Below are 8470 nucleotides of genomic sequence, written 5' to 3' on the forward strand. Positions count from 1 at the left end.
ACCAATATTAAAGTCACGGTAACGTCAGATACAATTGATAATGCTGCAAATGGTCGGCTAGGTTTAACCGGTGCAGATAAAGCGACAGGTATTGCAGTGCAATTATTAAATAATGCCGGAACGCCTATTGTATTAAATCAAAAATTGACTCAACAAGATAACGTTGCCCAAGGCGATTATATCTTCGGCTGGAAAGCTCGTTATATTAAAACGGCCGCCACAATTACACCAGGTACGGCAAATGCCAATGCCACTGTCAATATTCGCTATGAATAGAGGTTTAAAATGAAAAAATTACTGCTCACCCTACTATTCTTAAATATTTCGATAACGGCTGATGCGGCGGATACTGTCTATTTGAAATTCACCGGAAATATAAAAGCTGCAACGTGCAATTTATCTACCGGTAATAATGTGGATGTGGATCTGACCACCATTCCTTTAGATACTTTTTATAGTGGAACAAAAGCCTCAGATTGGAAACCTTTTACTATTGAATTAAAAGATTGCTCCTCGTTTATTAATAGCGTGAGATTAACGTTCACAGGAACCGCAGATAGTGCCGATATCGCCAGCTTGTATAAAAATAGCGGCACCGCTACCAATATTGCCATTCAATTGCAAAGTGGCGATGGGGCTACACCGCTAGGCAATACCAAGATATTAACGGTTCCCACCAACGGGCAGCCTTTGGTCAGTATTCCCCTACGCACACGGGCATTTTCCTCACTCGGCAATGGTACCGCAGGCAGTTTATCCGCCAATATTACCGCCACTATTACCTATTTATAAGAGGCTGATCATGAAAAGAATATTATTCAGTTTACTTGGATTGTGCGCCCTGCCAGTGATGGCAGAAAACGTCAATATCTATGTGCATGGTAATGTCGTGGTTATGCCCTGCAAAGTTGAAAATACCAGTTATAACGTGGAATTAGGTAAGATAAACCGTTGGAATTATCGCAACCCTGCGCAAAGCCCATGGGTGGATTTTTCTATCAAATTGGTTGATTGCCCTGTTTCAACAAAAAATGCCAAATTCAGTGTTAATGGCACTGCCGATGCCACCGATAATAACTATTTTGTGAATACAGGTAGCTCTACAAACAGCTTGCTGCATCTGGCGCAAAAAAGTAATAAAGCCACCATTAAAAATGGCAGTGCAGTAGATCTGGCCATTAATAGCACCACCAAAAGTGCCGAAATTCCGCTATCCGCAAGAATGATTAGCCTTCAACCCATGTTTACCCCTGGGGATTTTAAAAGCCATTTAGAGTTTTCGCTGACATATCAGTAAAACATAATCTTAAAAACGCACTGTAATAGCTTAATAATATTTAACAGCACTCTTGTGATAAATCTTTAATAAGGTATACAAAATGAAAAATCGTATTTATCGCACCATATTAGTTATTGGGACTTTATTTTTATATTCCCATTACTCTTTGGCTGAATGTGCTCAAAATCCGCAAAATAACTTAAGAAGTACAGCTTCAGGAAAAACAATTACTGTGCAGTACGATAATATTTCAGCAGTCGGAACCGTTCTTGATACACAATATGTGCAAGCATTTTCGAGTAATTATAATTTTGCAGATGTTGCAACTGGTAAAATTGCATGCGGTGGATATCAAGATCTTTATTATGTGAATGGGTGGGCAGCTAACGCCAGTAAAATAGCAGCAACCGGTATCGCTGGTATAGGTATTAGAATCAATTACAATACTTTTGGTTCAGGTAGCTATATTCCTATAACATCAGCAAATGCAGGAAGTGGCTCTAGTTGGACTATGCCACCCTCTGGTTGGAATATTCAAATTGTAAAAACAGGTACTATTACATCCTCAGGAACATTAAGAAGTGGAGAAATCGCCTATATAACTCAAGGTAATTCGACAACAGGAACCCGATTTATAGGAAATAGATTAAGTCTTCCAACAAACTATCGAATCAACGTCGTTAGTTGTTCACTAAAAAACAGTAAAAATACCTATGATATTAATTTAGGTGACTGGTATGACACCCAATTTAAAAATATTGGTGATTTCCAAGGAACGGTTAATATTCCGATAACATTAAGTTGCCAAACAGGTACCAATATAAAATACACAGTAACTTCAGATACTGTTGATAATGCAGCAAATGGGCGGCTTGGGTTAAGTGGAGCAAATAAAGCCACAGGCATTGCTGTGCAATTACTGAATAACGCTGGAACCCCAATTCAGTTAAATACTAAATTAGTGCAACAAAATTCCGTTCCTGCAAATGACTATATTTTTGGTTGGAAAGCACGCTATATCAAAACCGCAGCAATAGTAACACCAGGAACCGCAAATGCTAATGCAACTGTTAATATTCGCTATGAGTAGGTAAGAAATAGATTATCTATTTTCGTTAATTAGAAATTTTATTGAATAATAATCGAATTAGATGATTAAAGAGGAGTTGATGATGCCTGAATATTACCCTGTGTCCCGAATTATTGGCAATAAAATAACCTATTATCGAAAAATGAATGGCTTATCTCTTTACGATATTGCCAAAATGATTAATGTTAGCGAACAGCAACAATCTCGCTATGAACGAGGTATTAATCGTATTAATTTGGATAGACTTAGCCAGTATGCGGAAATATTCAATGTTGATTTATTAGATTTTTTTAACCTGAGTGAACATGAAACTAAAAATATAAAAATACATTTTAATAGATAATCAAATATCGATAATTATCAAATAAAAGACAACAAGAGAAATTTTCATTTATTGACCTAGATCTATAGTTTAACCTGAGAATTAATGCTAGGTTAATAATCATATTGAGCTTATTAGGCTTAATAAATCATCTAATTAAGATTGATTTATTTCCATGTATTCACTTATTCACAGAGAGGCTCAATATGTCTAAAGATTATCTCATATCTAAAATGGTCGGTAGTAAAATTATTTATTATCGAAAAATGAATGGAATCACATTACGGGAGCTTGCGGATACCATTGGTGTTAGCGAGCAGCAGCAGTCACGTTATGAAAGAGGAGTTAATAGAATTAATTTAGATAGATTATGGCAATATGCGGATTATTTTGAAATTGGTATAAAGGACCTTCTAGATATCAATGAAAAATAAGTATTTCGATATATTCTATTCATATAAAAAATCTAATTAACTCTCATAATAAATATACCTAGGAGTTAACGATATGGAGAAAATCGTATCAAAATCTGTCGGTCTAAAAATAAGAGCGCTAAGAGATAGCCACGGAATCAGTGGAAAACAACTGAGCGAACAATTGGGGATCAGTCAGCAACATTTATCTCGCTACGAAAATGGCGATGTGAATATTCATGTGGACACGCTCTACCATTTCTCTCTTATTTTCTCGGTCGACCCTGCCTATTTCTTTGCAGAATTTAATGAAATAACTAGCAGCCGCGAGGAGCAAGACCATAAAAAAAGTTACTACGCTGCCGAGTCGGTCGTTTTCTGAACGAACGTTTCTGAATTCATACTCGCCACACCCTAGCTAATTTCACAATCGGTGCTTTAAAATTTAAGCACCGATTTATCACCCTATAAATGATCCTTCTTTTTGGATTCTTCAAGTAACCATTGCTGGAAAATCGTCATAGCTGGTGTCATCGGTTTGGATTTTAATCGACTCAGCCAGTAGCCCCCGAGAGTCACGGAAATATCAAATGGCTGAACCAAATCCCCTGCACTTAGCTCCCGCTCAAACATACAGCTTGGTGCGATGGCAACACCGTCCATCAATAAAGCCGCTTCCACCATTAAACGGGAAGAATCAAAAACAGGTCCTTTCACACGCCACGGTTCCACATTCGCCGCTAAAAACCATTTTTCCCATTCATCTTTACGATAAGATCGCATCAACGGAAAATTTTGTAAATCAATGGGATGCTTAAGTTTATGAGCGACCTTTTCGGCACAAAGCACCGTATGCGGCGCAGAAAATAACGGCGTATTTTCCACTAATGGCCAAAGCCCTTCCCCAAAACGGATCGCAAAATCAGCCCCTTCTCCAGCTAAATTCACCACGTTATTATGGGTCATAATGCGCAAATCAATATAAGGGTAAAGATCGGAAAAATGCGATAAACGCGGTAATAGCCAGCCCGCCGCAAAGGTACCCACCACAGAAACATTCAGAACCTCATGATAATGACCATCTTCGAATTGCTGCAATAATGATTCGATTTGGTCGAAAGATCGGCTAACGACAGGCAATAATGCCAACCCCTCATCGGTCAGTGCTAGCCCTCTAGGTAAACGAATAAATAGCTCTAAGCCTAGTTGTTCTTCCAGCGCACGAACTTGCTGGCTTACCGCTGCCTGAGTGACATTTAACTCCATACCTGCTCGAGTAAAGCTTAGATGGCGCGCAGATGCCTCAAAGGCTCTGAGTGCATTGAGGGGTAAACGGTAGCGAGCATTTTCAGCCATAAGATTTTCTTTTACCTCATCGAATTTTATATCGTTTTAACTAATGCCAAAAAAGCCGCATACTCCAACACCAGAATCACTCTTCCTTTGGTATGTGACCGCCTCTTGTTTGTCACTCATCATAACTAAAACTTTTATTTAAATGGATATCTGTATGAAAAATCTTTTTCGTCGCGGACGGCTGCTTGTCGCCCTAAGTTTGGCATTTACCTCACTATCTAGCGTGGCATTAACGCAATCCGATGTGGACAGCATTATTAAACCGTTGATGAAACAGCAGCAAATTCCGGGAATGTCTGTTGCGATTTCCGTGGATGGTGAGCATTTTATTTATCACTATGGCGTGCAGTCTAAACAGACTCAGGTGCCTGTGAGCAACAATACGTTGTATGAAATCGGTTCTTTATCAAAGACCTTTACCGCCACGCTTGCCGCCTATGCTCAAGGACAAGGTAAGTTAGATTTTGCACAAACCGTCAGCCATTATTTACCCGAATTAAAAAATAGCGCATTTGATAAAGTAACAGTGATGAATCTAGCCACCCACACTTCAGGCTTATCGCTATTTGTTCCGGATGCAGTGACTAACCGCGCGGAGCTAATCCATTATTATCAGCAGTGGTTCCCTGTAAAACCTATTGGTGAATACCGTTCATACTCCAATCTTGGTGTGGGTTTATTAGGCATGGTGACTGCTAAGCAACTTAATCAGTCATTCCCTGATGCAATAGAAAAGATGATGTTACCAGCTTTGGGCATGAAGCATACTTATTTACAGGTACCGCAAAATCAGCAAAAAAATTATGCTCAAGGGTATAACAAGCAGCATCAGCCGGTGCGTGTAACTCCACAAATTTTAGATAATGAAGCCTACGGCTTGAAATCCAACGCGAAGGATTTGATCCACTTTTTAGATATTAATATGCAAGTCGCCGACGTGGCAAAACCGTGGCAGGAAGCAGTAGAAGATACGCATACAGGCGTGTATATGACGGATTCTTTTGTGCAAGATTTGATGTGGGAAAGTTATCCGTGGCCAGTTTCACTCGCCCAGTTACAACAAGGTAACCGTGATGATATGGCACTGAAACCGCAAAAAGTGGATGCCATTCAGCCACCGATGCCACCAGAATCTCGCTCACTGTATAACAAAACTGGCTCTACCGGCGGATTCGCCACCTACGCGGTATTTATTCCCGAGGAAAAAATCGCCGTGGTGCTGCTTTCCAACCAATGGTACCCAATTCCTGAGCGCATCAACACCGCTTACCAGCTGATCGAAAAAGTGAAACACTAACCCTGCGCCAAACGCGGAATATGCAGGAAATTTAATACTCAAAATAATCATATGCCAAGCATCCAATGTTCTAAATAATTCACGTTGTGGCTAGGCGTCAAACGAGGTTATCTCGGGGAGCATACAAAAGTATGTGACCCGAGTGACCGAGAGCAGACAACAAAGCCACGGCGTGAAGTATGACGAACATTTAGATGACTCGGGAGAATTGGCGCTGCCTCATTTGGCTTCTAAGATAAACATCAAAACACATACACACATTACGAATCAGCAAACGCCCACGTGGCGTGACTTTAATCCCCGTTTCACTGACTTCCACCAGCCCATCTTCTGCCATCGGTTTCAGCAGTTCTAGGTCTTCTTTGAAGTAGGTTTTGAAGTCAATTGGGTAGAGCGCTTCTATTTGCGCAAAACTCAATTGGAAGTTGCAAATCAATGTTTTGATCACGTCACGGCGCAGGCAGTCGTCGTCAGTTAGCACTAATCCACGCCATAGGGCATGCCCCTTTTCTTCCACTTGCGCGTAGTAAGTTTTTAAATCTTTCTGATTTTGGGCGTAGTTATCGCCGAGCATGCTGATCGCTGATACTCCTAATCCTAATAAATCGCAATCTCCTTGGGTGGTATACCCTTGGAAATTACGATGTAAAATTCCTTCTCGCTGTGCGACCGCCAGTTCATCTTCTGGGCGCGCAAAGTGATCCATCCCGATAAATTGATAACCGTCGGATGTCAGCGTTGCGATAGTATCTTGCAGAATATCCAGTTTTTGCTCCGCCGTTGGCAGGTCTTCATCTTTAATTTTACGCTGCGCTGCAAATAAATTCGGTAAATGCGCATAGTTGAAAACGCTTAAACGATCGGGAGCGAGCTCCGCCACTTTTTTCAATGTAAACGCGAAGCTTTCAGGGGTTTGTTTTGGTAAACCATAAATTAGGTCGATACTGGTTGAAGTGAAGCCAGTCTCTTTGGCACGTTTAATGAGCGCAAAAATAAACTCTTCATCTTGCTCGCGGTTAACCAGAACTTGCACTTCTTTATTAAAATCTTGAACACCCATGCTTAGGCGGTTAAAGCCTTCACTGCGCAGATGGTCAATCATGTCGAGTTCGATTTCGCGGGGATCCACTTCGATGGACACCTCGGCATCAGGCGCAAAATGAAAATGTTTTTTCAGCAAGCCAACTAAATGGCTCACTTGTGCCTTATCTAGATACGTTGGTGTACCGCCGCCCCAGTGCATTTGAGTCACTGTGCGGTTTTTAAGTAACGCAGCACGCTGGATAATTTCTTTTTCAATGACTTGTAGATACTCATCCGCTTTATGTTTTTGGCGAGTGACTAGCTTATTACAGCCGCAGAAATAGCACAGTTTGTGGCAAAACGGGATATGCACATACAGAGACAAAGGACGGTCAGGATAACGCTGGGTTGCCTCAACAAAAGCCTGTTCGTTGTAGTCTTGATTGAACTCTAAGGCTGTTGGATAAGAGGTATAACGCGGACCTGAATAGTTATATTTCTGGATGAGAGAGAGATCCCAAACGATATTTTGCTCTGACATTGATATTCCTTAATTGACCACAAGCTCGAAAGCATCACTGTTAATTATATCTCTTTAGATTATTTTTTAGCTATTTATGTAAAGAGTCTATACCGCAAAGATTATAGCGATGTTAGAAAATACAGATCCGATGCAACATCAAAGAAAAGGAAGATAGGCGAGAAATTAAGCAGAATTCCTCCCGCTTACTACGGGAGGAACGAATAGATAGGAAATTATTTACTTTTTAAGATGCGCATAATGTCATCAAATTTCTCTTCTTCCTCTTCATCACCGTCTTCGTCCGCATATTCGATACCGAGGATATTCATCAGTTCATCGATGCGATCTAAGCAGGTATCAACATATTGCTGCTCTTGCGCAGTGATGGTTTCGCCATCTTCCAGTCGTGCCAGAATCTCATCTAAGCGATCGTTGCTTTCCAGCATTTCCAGTTCTTTTTCTGGCGTCAGTTTTTCTTTAGCAACTGGCTTTTCTTTCACGACAGGACGCGCAACTGGCTGGTTACTTTCAACCACCAGTGGAATTGGTTTTTTACTGCCAATACGTGGGTCAGCCTGAACATTTTGCCCATTTTTTTGACCATTCGAAGCACCGTCTTGGTTACGGCTACCAGACTTATGCCCGCGATGTTTTTTCTCGCGTTTACGCTCACGACCTTCTGCGTTGAGCTCTTCTTTCGTCTTACGGTATTTTTTCTTCAGTTTTGCGGTCGGTTTTTTCGGTGAATTCATGGTTTGCTACCTTGATAAAATCAGTTTCTGCGGCGGAATCTAGCAGGATCCCTTAAGCAGCGAAAGCACTACTTTGCAATTTAGGTGAATTTTATCTCACTTTGCATTCGCAACAGTACTTTAATGATTATACCTTAAATCATTTGAGTTGCATGCAAGCAACAAAAAGGGAGAGCCTAACTAGCTGTACGCCAGAAAATAGAAAGATATCCTGAGCAATATTCTAAATAATTCAAGTTGCCTAAGCATTCCAATGCTCTCAATAGCTGTATCGCCAGAGGGCAAAAAATAGAGAGTCACCTTGAGCAATGCTCTAAATAGTTTGTGCTGTAGCAAGGCGGCAAGAGTTGCTAATCCCTAGGAGCATACATAAGTATGTGACTAGGGTTAGCAACCGAAGCCAACGCCGCTACAG

At 40.8% G+C, this 8470-nt stretch carries 11 protein-coding genes; 8 read left to right on the forward strand and 3 right to left on the reverse strand.

Going from position 1 to position 8470, the window contains the following annotated elements; genetic code table 11:
* The 7 genes from GKR71_RS06740 to GKR71_RS06770 all read left to right on the forward strand — a co-directional run.
* Positions 1–276, forward strand: a 276-nt coding sequence (locus GKR71_RS06740) for a fimbrial protein (RefSeq protein ID WP_154634077.1), incomplete at its 5' end; no start/stop codon positions are given.
* A gap of 9 nt (positions 277–285) precedes the next feature.
* A complete protein-coding gene (locus GKR71_RS06745) occupies positions 286–792 on the forward strand; it encodes a fimbrial protein (RefSeq protein ID WP_036948512.1) in 507 nt (168 codons plus the stop codon).
* Positions 793–802: 10 nt separating this feature from the next.
* Entirely contained in the window at positions 803–1297 is a 495-nt protein-coding gene (locus GKR71_RS06750) for a fimbrial protein (protein WP_036948510.1), read from the forward strand.
* Between the two features lie 82 nt (positions 1298–1379).
* Positions 1380–2369, forward strand: coding sequence for a fimbrial protein (locus GKR71_RS06755; RefSeq protein WP_036948508.1), 990 nt, complete (start codon positions 1380–1382; stop codon positions 2367–2369).
* Positions 2370–2451: 82 nt separating this feature from the next.
* On the forward strand, positions 2452–2712 hold the full coding sequence (locus tag GKR71_RS06760) for a helix-turn-helix domain-containing protein (RefSeq protein WP_154634078.1): 261 nt from the start codon (positions 2452–2454) through the stop codon (positions 2710–2712).
* Between the two features lie 185 nt (positions 2713–2897).
* On the forward strand, positions 2898–3125 hold the full coding sequence (locus GKR71_RS06765) for a helix-turn-helix domain-containing protein (protein ID WP_036948503.1): 228 nt from the start codon (positions 2898–2900) through the stop codon (positions 3123–3125).
* Positions 3126–3198: 73 nt separating this feature from the next.
* Positions 3199–3486, forward strand: coding sequence for a helix-turn-helix domain-containing protein (locus GKR71_RS06770; RefSeq protein WP_036948501.1), 288 nt, complete (start codon positions 3199–3201; stop codon positions 3484–3486).
* Positions 3487–3569: 83 nt separating this feature from the next.
* On the opposite strand, the gene GKR71_RS06775 is transcribed toward GKR71_RS06770, so the two are convergent.
* Positions 3570–4460: a LysR family transcriptional regulator gene (locus GKR71_RS06775; RefSeq protein WP_036948499.1), complete on the reverse strand. Its 891-nt coding sequence runs from the start codon at positions 4458–4460 to the stop codon at positions 3570–3572.
* A gap of 154 nt (positions 4461–4614) precedes the next feature.
* On the opposite strand from GKR71_RS06775, the gene ampC reads away from it, so the two are divergent.
* A complete protein-coding gene (ampC, locus tag GKR71_RS06780; RefSeq protein ID WP_036948496.1) occupies positions 4615–5757 on the forward strand; it encodes a class C beta-lactamase in 1143 nt (380 codons plus the stop codon).
* Positions 5758–5947: 190 nt separating this feature from the next.
* Here the strand turns inward: ampC and hemN are convergent, their stop codons facing one another.
* A complete protein-coding gene (gene hemN / locus GKR71_RS06785; protein WP_154634079.1) occupies positions 5948–7321 on the reverse strand; it encodes an oxygen-independent coproporphyrinogen III oxidase in 1374 nt (457 codons plus the stop codon).
* Positions 7322–7536: 215 nt separating this feature from the next.
* Entirely contained in the window at positions 7537–8055 is a 519-nt protein-coding gene (gene yihI, locus GKR71_RS06790; RefSeq protein ID WP_036948490.1) for a Der GTPase-activating protein YihI, read from the reverse strand.
* Positions 8056–8470 lie beyond the last annotated feature (415 nt).

It is taken from the genome of Providencia sp. wls1922 (assembly GCF_009706505.1).
GTDB lineage: Bacteria > Pseudomonadota > Gammaproteobacteria > Enterobacterales > Enterobacteriaceae > Providencia > Providencia lanzhouensis.